This is a genomic window from Sphingomonas yantingensis (assembly GCF_014199325.1).
GTDB classification, from domain to species: Bacteria; Pseudomonadota; Alphaproteobacteria; order Sphingomonadales; family Sphingomonadaceae; genus Sphingomonas; species Sphingomonas yantingensis.
In genome coordinates, this window is the sequence record NZ_JACIJJ010000001.1 from 257,252 (window position 1) to 278,374 (window position 21,123).

Below are 21,123 nucleotides of genomic sequence, written 5' to 3' on the forward strand. Positions count from 1 at the left end.
GGGCCAAAGCCCTTAGGCGGGCAGGAGAAGCCGCGCGGTGGTGCCACGTCCCGCGACCAGCTCGAACGTGCCGCTCAGTTGCGCGGCTAGCGTGCGCGCGATGCTAAGGCCCAGGCTGCCCGAGCCGTCGATGTCGAATCCTTCGGGCAGGCCGTGGCCGTCGTCACGCACCTCGATCCTGAGCGACTGCGCGCCGTCGCGCGACAGCTCGACCTCGATCACGCCATGCTCGCGGTCGGCGAAGCCGTGCTCGATCGCATTGGCCATCGATTCGGCGACGATCAGCGCCAGCGGGATGGCGGCGTCGGGGCTGAGCGTCGCGTCCTCCTCGACCATCACGTGGCAGCGGATGCCCGTGCGGCCGCTCGCCTCGATCACGTCGTGGCAAAGCGGCTCGAGGAATTCACGCATCCGCCGCGCCGCGCCGCCGGCATCGTAAAGCTGGCGGCTGATCCGCCCGATCAATGCGAGCCGCCGGGAGGCCTCGTCGAGCGCAGCCCGAGCGTCGGCATCGTCGATCCGCCGCTTCTGAAGCGAAATAAGGCCCGCAGCGACCTGAAGATTGTTGGAGACGCGATGCTGAAGCTCGCGGAACAGGAGTTCGCGCGTGTCGGCGAGGACGCGGCTCAATTCCCGCTCACGCGCCAGCTTGGCGTTGGCGCGTTGCATCCAGTGGATGATGAAAACGTCGGTGACGACGACGAGCAGGTAAAACGCCATCGCCAGGAGCGTGTCCGAGCGGATGGCGAAACTCATCTTCGGATCGACGAAGAAGTACCAGGCAAGCAGCCCGCAGACGAGGCCCGCATAGGCACCGCATCGCGCGCCGAACAACGCCGAGGCGAGGATGACCGCGGGGAAGAAGGTGACGAACGGAAAGCCGCCCGGCAGATAGGGATCGGCGACCCAGCGCAGCGCAAAGGCGGCGAGGATCAAGAGCGTCGTGACGCCGAAGCCGAGCACGGGCCGGCCCGCCGCCAGCGGCAGCCGCTCGATCCAGATCCGGTCCTGCGCATTCGTCACTTGGGGAAACTATCCTCGCCAGCGTTTCGGTGCCGTAACCTAAAGCCGGAACCAGTTGTATTCATTAAAAAAGGAGGGGCACGGTCAAAGGACCGCACCCCTCCCTCATTTCGGGGGCTGCCCCCTATCAGTCTTCGGTGATGAACGAAGGCAGACCGATATTCTCGCCGCCCTCGTCCTTGCCGCCTTCCGAGCGCTCGCGGCGCGGGCCGCGGTCGCGGCGGGGGCCGCGATCGCCGCCGCGGTCACCGCGGTCGCCGCCGTCACGGCGCGGACCGCGATCGCCGCGGTCACCGCCCTCGCGGCGGGGGCCACGGTCGCCGCGCGGCTCGCGCGCGGGCCGCGTGTCCTCGAGCTCGGCGCCGGTCTCCTGATCGACGACGCGCATCGACAGGCGAACCTTGCCGCGCGGGTCGATCTCGAGGACCTTGACCTTGACCTCCTGGCCTTCCTTCAGGACGTCGCCGACCTTCTCGACCCGCTCGTTGCGGATCTCGGAGACGTGGACGAGACCGTCCTTGCCGCCCATGAAGTTCACGAACGCGCCGAAGTCGACGAGATTGACGACCTTGCCGTTATAGACCTTGCCGACCTCGGCCTCCTCGACGATCCCCTTGATCCAGGCGATCGCCGCCTCGATCTGCGAGTGATCCGACGAGCTCACCTTGATGACGCCGTCGTCGTCAATGTCGACCTTGGCACCCGTGGTCGCCACGATCTCGCGGATGACCTTGCCGCCGGTGCCGATGACGTCGCGGATCTTCGACTTGTCGATCGTGAGCGTCTCGATCCGCGGCGCGTGCGCCGACAGCTCGCTGCGCGTCTCGCCGAGCGCCTTGGCCATCTCGCCCAGGATGTGCGCGCGGCCTTCCTTGGCCTGGCGCAGCGCCGCGGTGAAGATCTCCTCGGTGATGCCGGCGATCTTGATGTCCATCTGCATCGTGGTGATGCCCTCGGACGTGCCGGCGACCTTGAAGTCCATGTCGCCGAGGTGATCCTCGTCGCCCAGGATGTCCGACAGGACCGCGAACTCGTCGCCCTCCAGGATCAGGCCCATGGCGATGCCCGACACCGCGCGCTTCAACGGCACGCCGGCATCCATCATCGCAAGGCTGCCGCCGCAGACGGTCGCCATCGACGACGATCCGTTCGACTCGGTGATGTCGCTGGTGACGCGGATCGTGTACGGGAACTCGTCCTTGGTCGGCAGCACGGGGTGCAGCGCGCGCCAGGCGAGCTTGCCGTGCCCCACTTCGCGGCGACCCGGCGCACCGAAGCGGCCCACTTCGCCGACCGAATAGGGCGGGAAGTTATAGTGCAGCATGAAGTTCTGGTAGCTGAGGCCGCCCAGACCGTCGATCATCTGCTCGGCGTCCTTGGTGCCGAGCGTACAGGTCGCGATCGTCTGCGTCTCGCCGCGGGTGAACAGCGCCGAACCGTGCGAACGCGGCAGGAAGTGCGCTTCCGCGACGATCGGGCGAACGGTCTTGAGGTCGCGGCCGTCGATGCGGATGCCTTCCTTGAGGATGGCCGTGCGGACGATCTCGGCCTCGAGTTTCTTCACCAGCTTGAGCACGCCCAGATACTGGGCGGGATCGCTGTCCTTGAGGTCGGCGAACGCCTCGCGCGCCTTGGTGCGGGCGACGTTGATCGCGTTCTGACGCTCGGACTTGTTGGTGAGCTTGTACGCGGCCTTCAGGTCCGCGCCGATCAGATCCTTGAGCTTGGCCTTCTGCGCGGCCTGATCCTCGACCGGCTTCAGGTCCCAGGGCTCCTTGGCGGCCTGCTCGGCGAGCTTGATGATCGCGTCGATGACCGGCTGCATCGAGCGGTGCGCGAACATGACGGCGCCGAGCATGACGTCCTCGGACAGCTCCTTGGCCTCCGATTCGACCATCATCACCGCGTCGTGCGTGCCCGCGACGACGAGGTCGAGCTCGCCCTCGGCGACCTGCTTGTCGGTCGGGTTGAGGATGTACTCGCCATCGTTGTAGCCGACGCGCGCGGCGGCGATCGGGCCCATGAACGGCACGCCCGACAAGGTCAGGGCTGCGGACGCGGCGACCATCGCGAGGATGTCGGGCTCGTTCTCGCCGTCATAGGAGAGGACCTGCGCGATCGCGTTGATCTCGTTGTAGAAACCCTCGGGGAAGAGGGGGCGGATCGGGCGGTCGATGAGACGCGAGACCAGGGTCTCCTTCTCGGTCGCGCCGCGCTCGCGCTTGAAGAAGCCGCCGGGGATGCGACCCGCGGCCGAGAACTTCTCCTGGTAATGGACGGTGAGCGGGAAGAAATCCTGCCCTTCCTTGACCGTCTTGGCGGCCGTCACGGCGCACAGGACGACGGTCTCGCCGAGCGTCGCGATGACCGCGCCGTCAGCCTGGCGGGCGACCTTGCCCGTTTCGAGGGTGAGGGTCTTTCCGCCCCACTCGACTTCCACTTTCTTGTGATCGAACATCTGATTTCCTTCACACCGGCCGCCAGATGCGGACCGGGGCCTGTATTCGAGCCGATTGCGGCTCATGGGATCGGGCCGGATTGCCCTGTCCCGTCACGTACCCCGGCGTTGCCGGGGTCCAGCTCCAGCCGCTGGGTCGCGGCGCATTCGCGCCGGTACTTGCTGGAAACCGGGTCGGTGCCCGGATGGCAAAAGGGGCGACCCAGCCGGGCCGCCCCTTCGTGTCACTTGCGAAGACCGAGCTTCGCGATCAGCGCGGTATAGCGGTCCGCATCCTTCTTCTTCAGATAGTCGAGAAGGCTGCGACGCTTGTTGACCAGCATCAGCAGGCCGCGACGCGAATGGTTGTCCTTGGCGTGCGTCTTGAAGTGCTCGGTCAGGTTCGAGATACGCTCGGTCAGGATCGCGATCTGGACCTCGGGGCTGCCCGTGTCGCCGCTGTTGCGGGCGTTGTCCTGGATCAGCGCTTCCTTGCGCTCGGCAGTGATCGTCATGTTTCTTGTCCTCGACATCGTTTCACAGGTTGAAGCCCCGTACGACGCGGACGTTTCCGTCCGTCACCTCGACCAGCGCGACCGGGATTTCCCCGTCCAGCGCGAAATACTGGCCATCGTCGGCAGCAGATCCGGTCAGCACCCGCCCCTGACGGAGCGATCCTGCCTGACCGGGTTCGAGAGATAGAGCCGGGATGTCGTCCAGCCCCGCCCTCAGCGGCAGAATGTGGTTCTCAAGCGTGCGCGAACTAGCGGCTTGGCCCAGAATGTCCAGCGAAATCGCCTGATCCAGCCCGAACGGACCCGCCTTCGTCCGGCGGAGCATCGTCACATGGCCGACGGTGCCGAGGGCGTATGCGATATCGCGCGCCAAGCTGCGGATATAGGTGCCCTTGGACACATGGGCGGTGAAGGTAGCGGCCTCGACCGGGCCATCGCCGGGCGGCGTCAGTTCCAGCGAATGGATCGTGACGGCGCGCGTTGCCAGCTTAAACGTCTCGCCTGCCCGCGCGAGGTCGTACGCGCGTTCGCCGTCCACCTTAAGCGCCGAATAGGCGGGCGGCACCTGGTCGATCGGGCCGGTGAAACGCGGCAGGGCCGCTTCGATTGCGGCGGCGTCCGGGCGGGCTTCGCTGGTCGCCACGACGCTGCCCTCGGCATCCAGCGTGCCGGTTTCGGTCCCGAAGGTGACGGCGAAGTCGTACACCTTATCGCTGTCGAGCATCCGCCCGGCGAGTTTCGTCGCCTCCCCCACCGCGATCGGCAGCACGCCGGTCGCCAGCGGGTCGAGCGTGCCGCCATGCCCCACCTTCGCCTTGCCGTAGCCGCCCTGGCGCAGCGCGCGCTTGACGGCGCTCACGCCCTGCGTCGAGCCGAGGCCGAGCGGTTTGTCGAGGATGATCCAGCCATGCATGGCGCGCGCGCTTAGTCGCTGGCGCGGGCGAGCGCCAGTCGCGCGTGCGCCTGCGCCCTCAAGCCGCCGCAATCGCTGCCGAAGACGGGCATCGGGCCATGGGAGACGGATGATGATCGCGACCGCGCTGACGGCGCTTGCCCTGGCCGCTTCGTCGACCGGATGCGGGGGGGGCGGCGCCGGCAACCGTGGACCGGCCAAATGGGGAGCGCGCGCAGCACGCGTTCCAGAACGGCGGCACGGTGCCGCTGCGCGTGCGTTGGATCGACCGGGCGGGCAGGGCGGTCGATCAGGGGATAATCGCACCGGGCGGGTTCCTGGCGCTCGACACCTATCCCGGCCATATGTTCGAACTGGTCGATCCCGCCGGTCGCTGTCGCCGCCGGGTGCGGATCGACGGGGTGCTGAACGGCACCTATGTGGGCACCAGCCGCTATCGGCGCGTCGCCGCACCGCCCGGATGGAAGGTCTTTGCCGACATCGCGCTTCGCCCGAGGCGCGAGCCGGCGCGGGCGGCCCTCGCGACGATCATGCACATGCTGGACGAGGTCGAGGCGGTCCTGCCCGCCGCTGCGCTGGCGCAGGTGAGAGGCACGCCGATCTTCCTCCTTGACCATTCGGGGCCGGGGGGCATGTACCACCCCGATCCGGGTTGGCTCGTCGCGCACGGGCGCACCGTCGAGATGGCCCGCGGGATCGAGGTGTCCGATGCGGCGATGTTCATCGAAACCGCGCGGGTGCAGCCCGCATCGATCCTGCACGAGCTGGCGCACGCCTATTTCTTCCGACTGCCCGATGCCGATCGCGCGGTGATCGAGGCGACCTATCGGAGGGCAATGGAGAGCGGAGGCTATCTCGCGGTCAGGCGCCATGACGGCTCGACCGTCGATGCCTATGCCCGGACCAACGCCGCCGAATATTTCGCCGAACTGACCGAGGCGTATTTCAGCCGCAACGACTTCTTCCCGTTCACCCGCGCCGACCTGGCCGCGTACGATCCGGAGGGGGAGCGGCTGATCGCGCGGATGTGGCGCTAGGCCGCGGCTTCCATCGCCTCGGTAAAGTGGCGGCGGCAGAGCGCGACGTAGCGGTCGTTGCCGCCGATCTCGGTCTGCGCGCCCTCGCGCACCGCATTGCCGTCGGCGTCGACGCGCAGGTTCATCGTCGCCTTGCGCCCGCAGGGACAGATCGACTTGAGCTCGGTCAGCGAATCCGCGATCGCGAGCAGTCGCGCCGCGCCCTCGAACAACGCCCCGCGGAAATCGGTGCGCAGGCCGTAGGTGAGGACGGGAATGTCCGCCTTGTCCGCCAGCGCGGCGAGCTGATCGACCTGCGCGGCCGACAGGAACTGCGCCTCGTCGATTAGCACGCAGCCGACGGTGCGGTGCGCGTGCTCCGCCATGACGACGGCGAAGAGGTCGGTCGCCGCGTCGAACGCGGTGGCATCGGCACCGAGCCCGATGCGCGACCCGATCCGCCCCGCCCCCGCGCGGTCGTCGAGCGCGGCGGTGAACAGCATCGTGTGCAGCCCCCGCTCACGATAGTTGAAGTCGGCCTGGAGCAGCGTGGTCGATTTACCCGCATTCATCGAGGCGTAGTAGAAATAGAGCTTGGCCATGCGGACACCGCCCTAGCAGCGCGGTCCCCGATTGCGAAGGCGCAGGGGCGGGCGCATGATCGCGGCGATGGCTGGCCTGATCGCTATGCTCTGCCTGTTATTCGCGGTGCCCGACCGGCGGCTGGCGATCGACCCCGCTCACAGTCTCGTCACGGCCACGGTCAGCTTTTTCGGCTTTGCCAGGAAGACCGCGCGCTTCCCGAAAGTTGAAGGCTCCGCCGATGTGGTCGGCGACGACGTTCGCCTCGACGTACGGCTGGACGCCGCGGCGCTGGTCGCGCCCGACAGCGTGACCGAGCGGCGGTTGAAGGGCGAGGATTTCTTCGATGTCGCGCGCCATCCGATCGTGCGCTTCGTCGGGTCGGGTCTACGCGCCACCGGGTCGGCGGCGGGCACCATTGAGGGGAGCGTGATCGCGCGCGGAGTCGGCCGGCCAGCGAGGCTCTACGTGCGGTTCTCGAGGCCGATCGAAACGCTGGCGGCGGGCGGTGCCTTTCATGTGTCCGCCGTGACCGAGATCGATCGCCGGGACTTCGGGATGACCGCCTATCCGCTGATCGTCGGGGGGCGGGTGCGCATCGCCATTGAGGCCGACCTTCAGCCTTCGGGTTGATCGCCCTCATCCTCGAGGTCGCGCGCGACCTTGGGCGAGCGCAGCAGCGCGTCGATGCGGTCGCCCTCGTCGAAGCTCTCGTCGACCAGGAACTTGAGCTTGGCAGCGTATTTCAGGTTGATGCGCCCCGCCACCTCGCGCTGGAGATAGGCGGTGTTGGTGCGCAGCGCCTTGAGCACCGCCGCCTCGTCCGCGCCCAGCAGCGGCTTGATGAACACCGTCGCGTGGCGAAGGTCGGGCGACATCCGCACCTCGGTCACGCTGACGCTGTGCGCGGCGAGCACGTCGTCATGAACGTCGCCGCGCATCAGCACGTCGGACAGGACATGACGAACCTGCTCGCCCACGCGCAGCAGCCGGACCGAGCGGCCCTCGGGCGAACTATCCTGCTGGCGTGCCATCAGACCCTCGCGAAACGGACGCTCAGAGCGTCCGCTCGCGCATCTCCACCTCGAAGGTTTCGAGATAGTCGCCGGCCTTGATGTCGGTGAAGTTCTGGCTGAACGTCACGCCGCATTCGAGGCCTGCGCGCACTTCGGCCACATCGTCCTTGAAGCGGCGCAGCGACGCGATCTCGCCCTGGTAGATGATGACGTCGGCGCGCGTGATGCGGGCCTTGAGCGCTTTCCGAATGACACCTTCGGTGACGAGCAGACCCGCCGCCTTGCCGTGCTTGCCCGCCGAGAAGACCTCGCGGATTTCGGCGCGGCCGACGACCGTCTCGAACGCCTCCGGCCCGAGCTCGCCCGCCATGCCGGCGCGGATCTCGTCGGTCAGGTCGTAGATCACGTCGTAATATTTGAACGCGACCTTGTTCCGCTCGGCGATCTCGCGCGCCTTGGCATTGGGACGCACGTTGAAGCCGATGATCGGCGCGCCCGAGGCCGCGGCCACGTTCACGTCGCTCTCGGTGATGCCGCCGACGCCCGAATGGAGAACGCGCGCGCGGATCTCGTCGGTCGAGATCTTGTTGATCGCGGCGACAATCGCCTCGACCGACCCTTGCGTGTCGGCCTTGACCACCAGCGGATATTCGATCGCCTTCTTCGCCGATAGCGCCGAGAACATGCTCTCGAGGCTGGCGGGCGCGTTGGTCGTGCGCTTCTGCGTCAGGACCGACTGGCGATAGGCCGCGACCTCGCGGGCGCGCGCCTCGTTCTCGACGACCTGCACCGGATCGCCGGCCATCGGCACGCCCGACAGGCCCAGCACCTCGACCGGGGTCGACGGACCGGCTTCCTTGACCTGCTGGCCCTTGTCGTTGACCAGCGCGCGGACCTTGCCGCTCTCGGCGCCGGCGACGAACACGTCGCCGACCCTGAGCGTGCCGCGGCTGACGAGCACCGTCGCGACCGGACCGCGGCCCTTGTCGAGCTTGGCCTCGATCACCGTGCCCTCGGCCGCGCGATCCGGGTTGGCGCGCAGTTCGAGCAGTTCGGCCTGGAGCTGGATCTTCTCGATCAGGTCGTCGAGACCGATCTTCTTGAGCGCCGACACCTCGACGTCCTGCGTCTCGCCGCCCATTTCCTCGACCACGACTTCCTCGCTCAGAAGCCGCTCGCGGATCTTCTGGGCATTGGCCTCGTGCTTGTCGATCTTGTTGATCGCGACGATCATCGGCACGCCCGCCGCGCGGGTGTGATTGATGGCCTCGACCGTCTGCGGCATCAGGCCGTCGTCGGCGGCGACGACGAGCACGACGATGTCGGTCACGTTGGCGCCGCGGGCACGCATCTCGGTGAACGCCTCGTGGCCGGGCGTGTCGAGGAAGGTGATCTTCGACTTGTCCTTCTGCGTCACCTGATAGGCGCCGATATGCTGGGTGATGCCGCCCGCCTCGCCGCGCACCACGTCGGTGCCGCGAAGGGCATCGAGCAGCGACGTCTTGCCGTGATCGACATGGCCCATGATCGTGACCACCGGCGGACGTGGGCTCAGCGCGCCGTCATCGTCCTCGGTCGTGTCGAGCTGGATGTCGATGTCGCTGTCGGACACGCGCTTGATGTTGTGCCCGAACTCGGTGACGAGCAGCTCGGCGGTATCCTGGTCGATCGTCTGCGTCAGCGTGACGGGCATGCCCATCTTGAACAGCGACTTGACGAGGTCGGCGCCGCGCTCGGCCATGCGGTTGGCGAGCTCCTGGACGGTAATCGCCTCGGGCACCTTGACGTCGCGGACCTGCTTGGCCTGCGGCTCGCGCGGGCCGCCATGGCCGCGGCGTTCCTTTTCACGCGCACGCTTGAGCGCGGCGAGGCTGCGGGCACGCGCGCCGCCATCTTCGTTGAGCGCACGGTTGACCGTGAGCTTGCCCGACTGGCGGCGGTCGTCGCCCTTGCGGTCGCGCGAAGGCGCGGGACGCGCCGGCGGCGCATCGCGGCGCGGGGTCGCCGCGCCGGTGCCGCCGGGCGTCGCGCGCGGCGCCTGTGCCTGACCGCCGGCCGGTGCGGCGGCGGCGGCGGGCGCCTCCTGCTTCGGCTCGGGCTTGGGCTGGGGACGCGGGATTTCCGGGCGCGCGACGGGGCTGAACCGGCGCGGCGCGGGCAGGCCCGGATCGAGCTGGAGCGTCACCGGCTGCGGCGGCGCGGGCGGGGCCACGGGCACGGCAGGCTCGGCCTTGGCGGGGGCAGGCGCAGGCTCGGCCGCCTTTGCGACCTCGAACTCGGGCTGCGGGGCGGGGGCGGGCGCGGGCTCGGGTGCCGGCGCGGGCTTGGCCGCTTCGGCTTCGGCGGCGGCAGCGGCGGCGCGCTCGGCTGCCTCTGCCTCGGCCTTCTCGGCCTGGCGGCGGACTTCGGCCTCGGCGGCTTCGGCGCGCAGACGCTCGTCACGGCGACGCGCGTCCTCGAGCGCGCTCATGCGCTGCTCCTCAGCCTCGCGCAGCAGGCGTGCCTGGCGCTCGTGCGGGGTCTCGTTCGTCGGCGGGCGACGCACGGGGGGCGGCGGCGGCGGCGGGGCCGAAGCGGCGGGGGCAGGAGCGGCCGGCGCCGCCTCCTGGACAGGCGCACCCGTGTCCTCGCCCGGACGGCCGATCATGCGCCGGCGCTTCACCTCGACCACGACGGTGTTCGAGCGGCCATGGCTGAAGCTCTGCTTCACCTTGCCCGTCTCGACCGTGCGCTTGAGGCCCAGCGGCGCGCGCGCGCCCAGCTTCGGCTTGTCGTTGTCCGTATCGCTCATTCGGGTACTCGAAGTCCTTCATTCGTTCCGGCGTCGGCCGGGCCATTCGTTCCGGCTTTCACCGGGGCGTCGTGGCCGGCAGTTCCGCGCAGGACCGTGGTTGCGGTCGATGCGCCCTGCGAGCCGGTTTCGCAAGGCTGGGCGGTGGGTTCAGGTCCGATAAAATGCAGCCAGCGGTCGAGCGTTTCGCTCACCCGCTTCGCTGCTCTGGCGTCGGTGAGACCGATATGTACCACATTTTCGCGGCCCAGTGCCAACGACAATATGGTGCGCGGGATCGGCAATACCACCCCGGTCAGCCCCGACCCCTCGGCATCGCGGCCGACTCGCCAGGCTTGTGCGAGCTTGCGCACGCCGTCACCGCCGGCGTCGGCCGCGTGATACAGGCGGTGCAGCCGGCCCAGCCGGGCAGCTTCCTCGATCCGCTCGCCGCCGGTCAGGAGCGTCCCGGCCTTCGCCTCCAGCCCCAGCCGGTCGAGCGTCGCGCGTTGCAGCGCATCGGCGATCCGGTCGGCCAGATCGGCGGGGACGGTGATGTCGCCTGTCTTGAACGCGCGCGACAGGGCACCGCGAAGGCGGCCCTTGGCGATCGCGGCCTCGAGCGCCGGCTTGTCCACGCCGATCCACGCGCCGCGGCCGGGGGCCTTGGCGCGCACGTCGGGATGGATTTGGCCGTCGCAGCCGAGCGCCAGGCGCACGAGCCCCTCGCGCGGGCCGGTCCCCCGCGACAGGATACAGCTGCGGTCGTTCATCGCGGCCCCTCCTTAGCGGAGAGGCGCGATACCGCAGTCAACGGTGCGAAAGCGCGCTCATTGTGAGGAGTCCGCATTTGCGTCCTCCTCGACCTCTGCCGCAGGCGCTGCTTCGTCCTCGAACCAGTGCGCGCGGGCGGCCATGATGATCTCGTTGCCCTGCTCGTCGGATAGGCCGTACTCGCCGAGGATACCGCCCTTGTTCTCGGGCTTGCGCGGCGCGTCCTCGCCGCGGCGGCGGGGTTCCGCGCGACGCTTCTCGACCAATTCGTCGGTGGCGAGGTCGGCGAGGTCGTCGAGCGTCTTGATGCCCGCCTTGCCCAGCGTGACGAGCATCGCCTCGGTCAGATAGGGCATCGTCGCCAGATCGTCCTCGACGCCGAGCGCGCGACGTTCCTCGCGCGCGGCATCCTCGCGGCGCTCCAGCGCTTCCTGCGCACGGCTCTGAAGCTCCTGCGCCAGTTCGTCGTCGAAGCCCTCGATGCTCGCCAGCTCGTCGAGCTCCACGTACGCCACTTCCTCGAGCTCCGAGAAGCCCTCGGCCACCAGGAGCTGCGCCAGCGTCTCGTCGACATCGAGCTCGTTCTGGAACGTCTCCGAATTGCGGACGAAGTCGGCCTGGCGCTTCTCGCTGGCGTCGGTCTCGGTCAGGATGTCGATGCCCTTGCCCGTCAGCTGGCTGGCAAGGCGGACATTCTGGCCGCGGCGGCCGATGGCGAGCGAAAGCTGATCGTCGGGGACCACCACCTCGATCCGGTCGTCCTCCTCGTCGATCACCACGCGCGCGACGTTCGCCGGCTGGAGCGCGTTGACGACGAAGGTCGCGGTGTCGGGCGACCAGGGGATGATGTCGATCTTCTCGCCCTGCATCTCTTGCACGACGGCCTGCACACGGCTGCCCTTCATGCCGACGCACGCGCCGACCGGGTCGATCGACGAGTCGCGGCTGATGACGCCGATCTTGGCGCGCGAACCCGGATCGCGGGCAGCGGCCTTGATCTCGATGATGCCGTCGTAGATCTCAGGGACTTCCTGCGCGAACAGCTTCTTCATGAAGTCGGGGTGCGCACGGCTAAGGAAGATCTGCGGCCCGCGATTCTCGCGGCGCACCGACAGGATCAGGCTGCGCACGCGGTCGCCGACGCGGACGACTTCGCGCGGGATCTGCTGGTCGCGGCGGATGACGCCCTCGGCGCGGCCGAGGTCGACGACGACATGGCCGAACTCGACGCGCTTGACGACGCCGGTGATGATCTCGCCGACGCGGTCCTTGAACTCCTCGTGCTGGCGCTCGCGCTCGGCGTCGCGAACCTTCTGGAAGATGATCTGCTTCGAAGCCTGCGCCTGGATGCGGCCGAACTCGATCGGCGGCAGCGGATCGACGAGAAAGTCGCCGAGGGCTGCATCCTTCTTCAGCTTCTGCGCGCCCTTAAGGTCGACCTGCTTGTAGAGGTCGTCGACTTCCTCGACCACCTCGACCACGCGCCACAGGCGAAGATCGCCGGAGCCGGCATCGAGCTTGGCGCGGATGTCCATCTCGGCGCCGTAGCGGTTCTTGGCGGCGCGCTGGATCGCCTCTTCCATCGCCTCGATGACGATGGCGCGGTCGATCAGCTTTTCCTTGGCGACCGAATCGGCGATCGCGATCAGCTCGGCCCGATTGGCGGAAACGGCGTTGGCCATCTTCGTCTGTTACCCTTCCGTGAGAATCTTGTCGGCGCCCTCGACCGAGAGCGGCTGCGTCGCGGCGATCAGCCGATCGGTGAGCAGCAATTTTGCGTCGGCGATCTGGGCGAAGTCGACGGCCATGCGCGCATGCTTGCGCACGTCGATCGTGACCGCGGTCCCCTCGACCCCGACGAGGTCGCCGGTCAGCTGCTTGCGCCCCTCGACCGGCTCGGTCAGCGTCAGGCGCGCCTCATGGCCCGCCCAGTCGGCGAAGTCGTTGAGGCGCGTCAGCGGCCGGTCGATGCCGGGCGACGACACCTCGAGCCGGTAGGCCCCCTCGATCGGGTCCTTGCCCTCGGCCTCCAGCGCGTCCAGCCGGTCAGAGATGCGGCGCGACAGCTCGGCGCAATCCTCGATCACCAGCTGGCGCGTGTCAGGCCGCTCGGCCATCACCTGAAGCGTCGGGTCCGACCGCCCGCCGAAGAACTTGACGCGCACCAGCGACAGCCCGAGCGCCTTGGCTTCGGGTTTGATCAGGTCGGTCAGGCGAGCAAGGTCGGTCAAATCAAACTCCGATGGGCAGACAAGCGGGTATCGCGCCGGAGCCTTTCGGCCCCGACCCCGGCAATGTCACCAATGTCGAGAACAAGGGGCCGTATACGCGCGTTGGCTGACACACACAAGCCGTCCCGGAACCGGGGCTTGGCGGAACCGGCCGCCATGCTACTGGTTCGCCAAACGACATATTTGCCGGGAGAGACCGACCATGCGTGCCCCCCTTGCCCTTGCGGTCGCCGCGACCGCGCTGATCGCCTGCAACGACGGCGCCGCGCCATCGGCCCCGTCGCCCGCCCCCAGCCAGAACGCGACGCCCACCCCGACGCCGGGTGCGACGAGCGGCGGCGTGCCGTTCCAGACCGCGGCGGTGGCGACGTTCGACGCGCCCTGGGCGATGACCTTCCTGCCCGACGCGCGGATGTTGGTGACGCAAAAGGCGGGGCAGATGCTGCTCGTCAGCGCCGACGGGAAGACCAAGACGCCGGTCGCCGGCATCCCCGCGGTCGATGGCGCGGGGCAGGGTGGGCTGATGGACGTCGTCCTCGCCCCCGGCTTCGCGCAGAACCGGCAGGTCTATTTCTCCGCGTCGATGGCGGGGTCGGGCGGCAAGGGCGTTGTGCTGATGCGCGGCACGCTGGCCGAGAGCGGCGGTTCGGCCAAGCTCGACAACGTGACCGAGCTGTTCCGCGCGACGCCGTTCGTGTCGGGTGACGGCCATTATTCGGGTCGCATCGCCTTCTCGCCCGATGGCCAGTATCTGTTCTTCACCAATGGCGAGCGGCAGAAGTTCGATCCGGCGCAGGACCCCAAGGCGACGCTGGGCAAGGTGCTTCGCCTCACGCTCGACGGCAAGCCGGCGGGCGATCCTGGGCTCACGCAGAAGGGCTTCCACCCCGCGGTCTGGTCGTACGGCCACCGCAACCTGCTCGGCCTCGCCTTCGACCAGTCCGGCAACCTGTGGGAGCAGGAAATGGGGCCGAAGGGCGGTGACGAAGTCAACCTCATCCTGCCCGGCCGAAATTATGGCTATCCGATCGTCTCGGACGGCGACCACTATGACGGGCGCGACATTCCCGATCACAAGACGCGGCCCGATCTCGAGGCGCCGAAGGTGTCGTGGAACCCGGTGATCTCGCCCGGCGGGCTGATCGTCTATACCGGCAACGCGTTCCCGCAGTGGAAGGGCGATCTGTTCATCGGCGGACTGTCGAGCGAATCGCTGGTCCGTGTCGACGTGAACGGCACCAGCGCGACCAAGGGCGACCAGTTCCCGATGGGCCGCCGCATCCGCGAGGTCGAGCAGGGGCCGGACGGCGCGCTCTACGTCCTCGAGGACGGCGAGGGCGGGCGGCTGCTCAAGCTGACGCCGAAGGGTTGATCCAGTGCTCCCGCGGAAGCGGGAGCCCAAGGTTGCGGGCGGCGCGCCTACCGCGCCAGCAGGAAGTTGATCCGCGCCGCCGCGATCGGGCGGTTGCGGTCTTCCTGCCAGGCGAACGCCTCGACATTGGCGATGCGCGTGCCGAGGCGGACGACATGCCCCGCCGCGCGCGTGTCGCCGTCCTTACCGCCGCGCATGAAATCGGTGGTGAGGTTGATCGGCTTGATCGTCGCGCCCTCGTCGCCGAGCGCGTGGCGGAGCGCCGCCACCGCCGCCATCTCGACCAACCCGCCGATCGCGCCGCCATGGACGAAGCCGGGGCGGCCCATCACCTTGTCCCCGAACGGCATGACGAGGACCGGCGCGCCTTCTTCGTTGGGCTCGATGCGCAGGCCGAGCAGCCGGGCATAGGGTGGCAGGCTCATGGCTTTAGACCCGTGGACATAAAGGTGCCGGCGACGTGCGCGACCGGATCGTCCGGATCGCCGTCGTGCGCGATCCCCCGCACGAACGCGATCGCGCGCGTCAGCCGATAGCATTCGCCGCGGCCGATCACCGTCTCGCCCGAGCGTGCCGGACGGAGGTAATCGACGCGCAGGTCGAGCGTGGCGTGCGGCACGAAGCCGCCGCGCTTCATCCACACCGCGACGCTGGTCGCCATGTCCATCAGCGCCACGATCGGCCCGGAGGCGAGCACGCCGCTGGTTTCGTCGCCGACGAGCTCGGGCTTCCAAGGCAGGTCGAGCTCGGCCCAGTCGGGGCCGTGCGCGCGGTAGCCGATGCCGAGGATGCCGCCATGATGCGCCTGCGTGCGGGTCAGGAACTGTTCGGGATGGAAGGGGATGGGGGCCATTGCCGCCCTTAAAGCGCAAGCGGGGTGAGCCGCCAAGGTTACAGTGAATTAACTGCGTTCGCGGCGCATCCCGCGCGATCCTCTGACAGCCGCCGAACTGGCGGCGCAGACAAGGGGATGACCGATGCCGACCAGCTTTCCACTCGACCGCCTGCCCAGCCTTGCCACGCGTGTCGGCGATCCCGCCGCGATCCCCGCGGCCGAGCGGCAGGGCGACGACATCTATGTCTATATCGTCGCGATGACGGGGGGCGGGCGCTGAGCGATCCCGTCGCCATGTGGCGGTCGGGCGCGGCGATGGCGGCGCTCGACCTGGCGGGCGACCCGGCCGTCGCCGCCGCGCTGGTCGCCGATGGCGACTGGGCGGCGGCGGTCCTTTCGCCGCTGCTTGCCCGGCCCGATGCGGCTTGGCCGCTGGCCGGGCGGGTGGCGGGCGATCGCGCGACGCTGATGATCGAGCGGCGCGCCGACCTCGTCCTCGCGGTGACCACGCTGCGGCCGGGGGGCGAGCCGCCGGGCGGCGTCATTGCGGGTGGACGGCAGTCGTTCGTTCGTGTGCTCGGTGGACGTGGGCGCCTCGATCGGTGGGAAGCGGGCGTCGTCGGGGCCGATTTCAGCGCGGCGACCGCATCGCCGCTGGGCCCGCGGCGATCGGTGGACGTGACCTGCGGCAGCGCCCTCGCGATCGACGGACGGCGCGAGGCGCACCGGTTCGTGCCGGCCGAGGGCGGTCTGATCCTGCTGACACTGACGCTGGCTGTCGATGCCGCGCCGCTGCTGCGCGACTATGCGCTTCCCGGCGGGCAATTGCGCCGGGCGGCCGCCGCCGAGGGTGACGCGGCGCAGGCGGCGATGCTGGTCGAGGTGCTCGGCGCGCTCGGCGGCGGGACCGGGGGGCTGGCGGCGGCGAGCGCCCATCCCGCCTTCTTCGTGCGCTGGGCGGCGATGCGGCACTGGCTGGCGCAGGATGCGCGCGGGGCGGCGCCGACGCTGGCGCGAATGGCCGTCGCCGATCCGCATCCCGAAGTGCGGGCCGCGGCCCTGGCGGCGCAGGGGATGCTGGCATGTCCCGCCTGATCCCCGCCGCGCCGTTCGGCGCACTCGACGCCGACGAATGCCTGTCGCGCGCCGAGGCGTCGGGCGTCGATCCGCGGGACGAGGCGGGGCTCGCGTCGCTGGCCGAGGACCTGGCCGCGCTGTCGGCCGATCGCGGGCTTGTCGCACGCGTCGCCGAACGCGTGCTGGCGAGTGGCGGGGGTGCGGCGGACAATGGCGGCTATGGCGCGCAGGCGTTGCTGCTTGCCCCGCCCGGTCGCCGGTTCGTGCTGCGCGCCGCCTTCTGGCCCGGGGCCGACGAGAGGATGCTCGCCGACAGCGGACCGGCGGCGTTCTTCTACGGGACGGCGCACGACCATGATTTCGCGTTCCTCACCTGTGGCCATGCGGGACCGGGCTATTTGAGCGACGAGTGGACGCTGGCCGCGCCGCATGCGGGGATCGCCGGCGAGCCCGCTGCGCTCGTCTCGCTTGGCCGGCATCGCCTCGCGCCCGGCGATGTCCGGCTCTATCGCGCCTATCGCGACATCCATGCGCAGGCGCCGCCGACGGCATTGTCGGTATCGGTCAACCTGCTGGTGCGGGACGATGCCGCATCGTGGCGGGGCCAGTATCGGTACGACATCGACCGCGGATGCGTGGCTGGCGCGCTCGCAGTGATGCCGGCGGCGTTGCTGCTCGACCTCGCGGCGGCACTGGGCGAGGGCCTCGACCTGGTCGAGGCGTTCGGGCGGGGTCATCGCGATCCCCGGGTCAGGATCGCGGCGTGGCGAACGCTCGAGCGGATCGCCCCCGGCATGGCGCGTCCGCTGCTGGCGAAGCCCGACGTCGCCGCCGATCGGATGCTTGCCGCCCACGCGCACGCCATCGCGACCAATCTGGATCAGGTTCGAACCGATCCGGCGTGAAGACCTGTAATTTGCAGGCGTGATGCTCGCCCGCATAGCCTGTGACCCGCCGAGCCCCGCGCTTGCCGCCGCGCTTGCGGCGCGGGGCCTGCTCGCGCTGGCGCCGCTGGCGGAGGCGGTCGATGCGGTGATGCTCTCAAGCCTCGCCGCGCCGCGGGCGATCGTTGCGCAGGTGCGGGAGACCGGCTGGACCGGCCCGCTGATGCTGCTGGTCGATCGCCCCGACCGCGTGATCGAGGCGCTCGACGCCGGCGCGGACGAGGCGGTGTGCGCGGATGCCGCCCCGGCGGAGATCGCCGCCCGGCTGGCCGCGCGGCTGCGCAGCGTTGCGGGGCGCGTCACGATCGGCGACCTGTCGCTCGACCGGATCGCGCGGACGGCCGTGCGGGGCGGACGGTCGCTGCACCTTCGCCCCCGCGAATATGCGCTGCTCGCCTATCTCGCGCGCCACGCCGGTCGGCCGGTGCCGCGCGCCGAACTGTTGCGGGCGATCTGGCGGCTCGGCTTCGATCCCGGCACGAACGTCGTGCAGGTCCATGTCGCGCGGCTGCGCGCCGAACTCGATCCGCCGGGTGCGGCGCCGATGCTGCGCACCGATCGCGGGCTTGGCTATCGCCTGTCGCCCGCTTAGGCATTGCGGCGGAGGATGCGATGACCGAGCGCGTGACGATGACGATCGAGGACGGCGTGGCCGAGGTGCGGCTGGCGCGCCCCGACAAGCTCAACGCGCTCGACCCGGCGATGTTCGCCGCGATCGCCGACACGATCGATCGGCTGGGCGAGGCGCGCGAGGTGCGCGCCGTCGTCCTGTCGGGTGAGGGGCGCGGCTTCTGTGCGGGGCTCGACATGGCGAGCATGGCGGCGGCGGGCGATCTGAGCGGGCTGGCCGAGCGGCGCCAGGGGATCGCGAACCTCTATCAGCATGTCGCCTGGGGCTGGCGGGCGCTGCCGATGCCCGTCATCGCGGCGTTGCACGGCGTCGTGTTCGGCGGTGGCCTTCAGATCGCGAGCGGCGCGGATATCCGCATCGCCGCGCCCGATTCGCGCTTGAGCGTGATGGAGCTGAAATGGGGCATCGTCCCCGACATGGCGGGCTACGCGCTGTGGCGCGGGCTGGTTCGCGACGACGTGCTGCGCGAGTGCATCTATACCGCGCGCGAGTTCGGGGCCGAAGAGGCCGCGGCGCTCGGCTTCGTCACGCGGCTCGCCGACGATCCGCTGGCCGAGGCGCGGGCGCTGGCGCGCACCATCGCCGACCGCAACCCGCATGCGATCCGCGCGGCGAAGCGGCTGGCGGGGATCGAGGGCGACGCTGCCGCGATCTTGGCGGCCGAGGCGAGCGAGCAGGGCAAGCTGATCGGCAGTCACAATCAGATGGAGGCGGTGGCCGCCAACCTTACCCGCCGCGCACCCGTCTTTCGTGACTGACGCGGCGCGCGAAAGCATACCGATCGCAGGCGATTAAGCGGTCGTCAGGCAAGCGCGCCTAGGTCGCACCGATCACGGATCGGACGGCATGATCGAAGTACTGGACCAGCATTACGAGCGATTGCGGCTGAGGGTCGCGGCGATGCGCGAGCTTTGCCGCGCACCCGCGCCCGAGATGGCAGAACTCGCGCGGGCGCGCCACCAGCTGATGGCGGCGAGCATGGATCGGTCGCGGTTCCTGAAGCAGACGGTGTATCCCGCGCTGCTTGGGACCGGGATCGCGGGAATCGCCGACGCGCTCGACGCGCTCGACATCGACCTTTCGACGTTACGCGCGGCGGCCAGCCTTCACGTCACCTCCTGGACGCCTGATCGGATCGGCGCGGACTGGCGCGGCTATTGCGCCGCCTCCGCCGCGCTGATGCGCAGGATCGAGGATCGCGGCCGCCGCGAGCAGACCGTCCTCTTGCCCGCGCTCGCCGCGCTGACCCCCCAGATCGACGCTTAGGACCCCCTCATGCAGACCGATACCAAGGCCGATTATTCGATCCGACACGACCCAGCCGACCGCATGTTGCGGATCACCGCGACGGGGTTCTGGTCCGCGGGGCTGGCTGCGAAGTTCGCGGCGGACCTGCTGGCGCAAGGGGTGATCCTGCGGCTGCGCCACGGCGCCTTCTACACGCTTGCCGACGTGAGCGATGCGCCGGTCCAGCCCGCGGGCGTGGTGGACCAGTTGGCAGCGATGATGCCGCGCGCGCTGCAACTGACGAGCGCACCGATCGCGGCGATCGCCGGCTCGATCCTGACCAAGATGCAGATCGAGCGTTATCTGAACGCGCCCAATTGCCGCGTCTTCACCGATCATGACGAGGCGGTCGCGTGGATGCAGTCGGTCGGACTGCCAACCTGACGCCCCGCGCCAAGTCCTTGTAACCGGATCGTCTTTTATCGGGTCTAGCCCTCCGTCTTCGAAAATCTGAACGGGAGCGAGGAATGAAGGCGGCAATGGCGGCGATCGCAGCGTTGGTGGCAGGCGGCGGAGCGGCTGCGCAGCAGGCAGGGCCGAGCTTTTGTGCGCGGCTGGCACCGCAGATCGGCCTTAGCCCCACCAGCAAGGCCGGTCTGTATCAGGGGCGACTGGTGTCGGGACTCAAGGCGGCCCTGGTCGGCGGTTCCGGTTCGATCGGATTCGGCGTCGAATCGGTGGGCACGCCGACCGATGACGATGCCCGGGCGCTGAAAAGCGCGTGCAGCATGACGAGGGGCGAATATCGCTGCGTCGTCGACCGCCCGATGGTGCTGACCGTGTCGAGCAACAAGGGCGACGGCCGCGTGGAGGCGAAGCCTGGCGAGAAGGCACTGGTGACGGCCAAGGGCGTGACCGTTCGTTGTACCGACGGCGTCACCGCCTGATCCACCCCGCGCGGCCGTAACGCGCCCCGGCACGCGGCAGGGGCGCATTCGGTATCAGCCGATCTTCTGGCCGGTCTTGGCCCAGTCGGCGAGGAAGCCCTCGATCCCCTTGTCGGTCAGCGGGTGCTTGACGAGCTGCTTGATGACCGACGGCGGCGCGGTCATCACGTCGGCGCCGATCTTCGCGGCTTCGAGGACGTGGATCGGGTGACGGACGCTCGCCACCAGAATCTCGGTGTCGAAGGCGTAGTTGTCGTAGATCAGCCGGATGTCGCCGATCAGCTGCATCCCGTCGAAGCCGTTGTCGTCGTGGCGGCCGACGAACGGCGAGACGAAGGTCGCCCCCGCCTTGGCCGCGAGCAGCGCCTGATTTGCCGAGAAGCAGAGCGTCACGTTGACCATCGTGCCGTCGTCGGTCAGCGCCTTGCACGTCTTGAGCCCGTCGATCGTCAGCGGCACCTTGACCGCGACGTTGTCGCCGATCCGGCGCAGGATCTCGGCCTCGCGCATCATCCCTTCATGGTCGAGCGCGACCACTTCGGCCGACACCGGCCCCTCGACGATCCCGCAGATCTCGCGCGTCACTTCGATGAAGTCGCGGCCCGCCTTGGCGATCAGCGACGGGTTGGTCGTGACGCCGTCCAGCAGCCCGGCTTCGGCCAGCTCGCGGATGTCATCGACGTTAGCGGTATCAGCGAAGAATTTCATCGGCCCGGCCTCGCATTTTAAAGGGATGGCGCGCCTCTATCGGCTGGGCGGGCGTGCGTACAGAGCGAACCGTCTTGAGGCGCCGTTAACCGGCATCGGTTACCG

24 protein-coding genes are annotated in these 21,123 nt (G+C 69.2%); 11 read left to right on the forward strand and 13 right to left on the reverse strand.

Features of this window, described 5'->3' with window-relative positions:
- Positions 1–12 precede the first annotated feature (12 nt).
- The 4 genes from FHR19_RS01280 to truB form a co-directional block, all read right to left on the reverse strand.
- Positions 13–1,023, reverse strand: a complete 1,011-nt coding sequence (locus FHR19_RS01280) for a histidine kinase dimerization/phosphoacceptor domain -containing protein (protein ID WP_184023473.1) — start codon at positions 1,021–1,023, stop codon at positions 13–15.
- A 127-nt stretch (positions 1,024–1,150) separates the two neighbouring features.
- Entirely contained in the window at positions 1,151–3,481 is a 2,331-nt protein-coding gene (gene pnp / locus FHR19_RS01285; protein WP_184023475.1) for a polyribonucleotide nucleotidyltransferase, read from the reverse strand.
- Positions 3,482–3,705: 224 nt separating this feature from the next.
- Positions 3,706–3,975, reverse strand: coding sequence for a 30S ribosomal protein S15 (rpsO, locus tag FHR19_RS01290; protein ID WP_184023477.1), 270 nt, complete (start codon positions 3,973–3,975; stop codon positions 3,706–3,708).
- Between the two features lie 22 nt (positions 3,976–3,997).
- Complete coding sequence (truB, locus tag FHR19_RS01295) at positions 3,998–4,888, reverse strand: tRNA pseudouridine(55) synthase TruB (protein WP_184023479.1); 891 nt, start codon at positions 4,886–4,888, stop codon at positions 3,998–4,000.
- Positions 4,889–5,076: 188 nt separating this feature from the next.
- Here truB and FHR19_RS01300 point away from each other — a divergent pair, with 188 nt between their 5' ends.
- Positions 5,077–5,925, forward strand: coding sequence for a hypothetical protein (locus FHR19_RS01300; RefSeq protein WP_184023480.1), 849 nt, complete (start codon positions 5,077–5,079; stop codon positions 5,923–5,925).
- On the opposite strand, the gene FHR19_RS01305 is transcribed toward FHR19_RS01300, so the two are convergent.
- Positions 5,922–6,506, reverse strand: a complete 585-nt coding sequence (locus FHR19_RS01305) for a thymidine kinase (protein WP_184023481.1) — start codon at positions 6,504–6,506, stop codon at positions 5,922–5,924. The genes FHR19_RS01300 and FHR19_RS01305 overlap by 4 nt on opposite strands.
- A gap of 55 nt (positions 6,507–6,561) precedes the next feature.
- Between FHR19_RS01305 and FHR19_RS01310 the strand changes: the two genes are divergently transcribed.
- A complete protein-coding gene (locus FHR19_RS01310; RefSeq protein ID WP_184023482.1) occupies positions 6,562–7,119 on the forward strand; it encodes a YceI family protein in 558 nt (185 codons plus the stop codon).
- Here the strand turns inward: FHR19_RS01310 and rbfA are convergent.
- Genes rbfA through rimP form a run of 5 tightly spaced genes read right to left on the reverse strand, consistent with a single transcriptional unit; the run spans position 7,104 to position 13,277 of the window.
- Positions 7,104–7,520, reverse strand: coding sequence for a 30S ribosome-binding factor RbfA (gene rbfA, locus FHR19_RS01315; RefSeq protein ID WP_184023483.1), 417 nt, complete (start codon positions 7,518–7,520; stop codon positions 7,104–7,106). The genes FHR19_RS01310 and rbfA overlap by 16 nt on opposite strands.
- Positions 7,521–7,542: 22 nt before the next feature.
- Entirely contained in the window at positions 7,543–10,293 is a 2,751-nt protein-coding gene (gene infB, locus FHR19_RS01320) for a translation initiation factor IF-2 (RefSeq protein ID WP_184023484.1), read from the reverse strand.
- A complete protein-coding gene (locus FHR19_RS01325) occupies positions 10,290–11,045 on the reverse strand; it encodes a DUF448 domain-containing protein (RefSeq protein ID WP_184023485.1) in 756 nt (251 codons plus the stop codon). The genes infB and FHR19_RS01325 overlap by 4 nt, the downstream gene beginning before the upstream one ends.
- Before the next feature lie 57 nt (positions 11,046–11,102).
- The gene (gene nusA, locus FHR19_RS01330) at positions 11,103–12,728 is read right to left on the reverse strand and encodes a transcription termination factor NusA (protein ID WP_184023486.1); all 1,626 of its coding nucleotides are present in this window, start codon (positions 12,726–12,728) and stop codon (positions 11,103–11,105) included.
- A gap of 9 nt (positions 12,729–12,737) precedes the next feature.
- Positions 12,738–13,277, reverse strand: coding sequence for a ribosome maturation protein RimP (gene rimP / locus FHR19_RS01335; RefSeq protein ID WP_184023488.1), 540 nt, complete (start codon positions 13,275–13,277; stop codon positions 12,738–12,740).
- Positions 13,278–13,479: 202 nt separating this feature from the next.
- On the opposite strand from rimP, the gene FHR19_RS01340 reads away from it, so the two are divergent.
- Complete coding sequence (locus FHR19_RS01340) at positions 13,480–14,649, forward strand: PQQ-dependent sugar dehydrogenase (RefSeq protein ID WP_184023490.1); 1,170 nt, start codon at positions 13,480–13,482, stop codon at positions 14,647–14,649.
- 47 nt (positions 14,650–14,696) lie between these two features.
- Here FHR19_RS01340 and FHR19_RS01345 read toward each other — a convergent pair whose 3' ends face one another.
- Together FHR19_RS01345 and FHR19_RS01350 are read right to left on the reverse strand one after the other, a co-directional pair.
- Positions 14,697–15,074 (reverse strand): PaaI family thioesterase, encoded by a 378-nt coding sequence (locus FHR19_RS01345; RefSeq protein WP_184023492.1) that lies wholly within the window; start codon positions 15,072–15,074, stop codon positions 14,697–14,699.
- The gene (locus tag FHR19_RS01350; protein ID WP_184023494.1) at positions 15,071–15,502 is read right to left on the reverse strand and encodes a PaaI family thioesterase; all 432 of its coding nucleotides are present in this window, start codon (positions 15,500–15,502) and stop codon (positions 15,071–15,073) included. The genes FHR19_RS01345 and FHR19_RS01350 overlap by 4 nt, the downstream gene beginning before the upstream one ends.
- A 124-nt stretch (positions 15,503–15,626) precedes the next feature.
- Between FHR19_RS01350 and FHR19_RS01355 the strand changes: the two genes are divergently transcribed.
- The 8 genes from FHR19_RS01355 to FHR19_RS01390 all read left to right on the forward strand — a co-directional run bounded on the left by FHR19_RS01355 (position 15,627) and on the right by FHR19_RS01390 (position 20,310).
- The gene (locus FHR19_RS01355) at positions 15,627–15,764 is read left to right on the forward strand and encodes a hypothetical protein (RefSeq protein WP_184023496.1); all 138 of its coding nucleotides are present in this window, start codon (positions 15,627–15,629) and stop codon (positions 15,762–15,764) included.
- Between the two features lie 14 nt (positions 15,765–15,778).
- Positions 15,779–16,579, forward strand: coding sequence for a hypothetical protein (locus FHR19_RS01360; RefSeq protein ID WP_184023498.1), 801 nt, complete (start codon positions 15,779–15,781; stop codon positions 16,577–16,579).
- Complete coding sequence (locus FHR19_RS01365; RefSeq protein WP_184023500.1) at positions 16,567–17,466, forward strand: transposase; 900 nt, start codon at positions 16,567–16,569, stop codon at positions 17,464–17,466. Before FHR19_RS01360 ends, FHR19_RS01365 begins: the two co-directional genes overlap by 13 nt.
- A 22-nt stretch (positions 17,467–17,488) precedes the next feature.
- Positions 17,489–18,097: a winged helix-turn-helix domain-containing protein gene (locus FHR19_RS01370; protein WP_184023502.1), complete on the forward strand. Its 609-nt coding sequence runs from the start codon at positions 17,489–17,491 to the stop codon at positions 18,095–18,097.
- 20 nt (positions 18,098–18,117) lie between these two features.
- Positions 18,118–18,894 carry a crotonase/enoyl-CoA hydratase family protein gene (locus FHR19_RS01375; protein WP_184023504.1) on the forward strand — a complete coding sequence of 259 codons (777 nt, stop codon included), beginning with the start codon at positions 18,118–18,120 and terminating at the stop codon, positions 18,892–18,894.
- An 88-nt stretch (positions 18,895–18,982) separates the two neighbouring features.
- Positions 18,983–19,402: a hypothetical protein gene (locus FHR19_RS01380; RefSeq protein WP_184023505.1), complete on the forward strand. Its 420-nt coding sequence runs from the start codon at positions 18,983–18,985 to the stop codon at positions 19,400–19,402.
- Positions 19,403–19,411: 9 nt separating this feature from the next.
- Positions 19,412–19,807, forward strand: a complete 396-nt coding sequence (locus tag FHR19_RS01385; protein ID WP_184023506.1) for a hypothetical protein — start codon at positions 19,412–19,414, stop codon at positions 19,805–19,807.
- A 95-nt stretch (positions 19,808–19,902) separates the two neighbouring features.
- Positions 19,903–20,310: a hypothetical protein gene (locus FHR19_RS01390; RefSeq protein ID WP_184023507.1), complete on the forward strand. Its 408-nt coding sequence runs from the start codon at positions 19,903–19,905 to the stop codon at positions 20,308–20,310.
- Between the two features lie 54 nt (positions 20,311–20,364).
- On the opposite strand, the gene fsa is transcribed toward FHR19_RS01390, so the two are convergent.
- On the reverse strand, positions 20,365–21,018 hold the full coding sequence (fsa, locus tag FHR19_RS01395) for a fructose-6-phosphate aldolase (protein ID WP_184023509.1): 654 nt from the start codon (positions 21,016–21,018) through the stop codon (positions 20,365–20,367).
- Between the last annotated feature and the right edge of the window lie 105 nt (positions 21,019–21,123).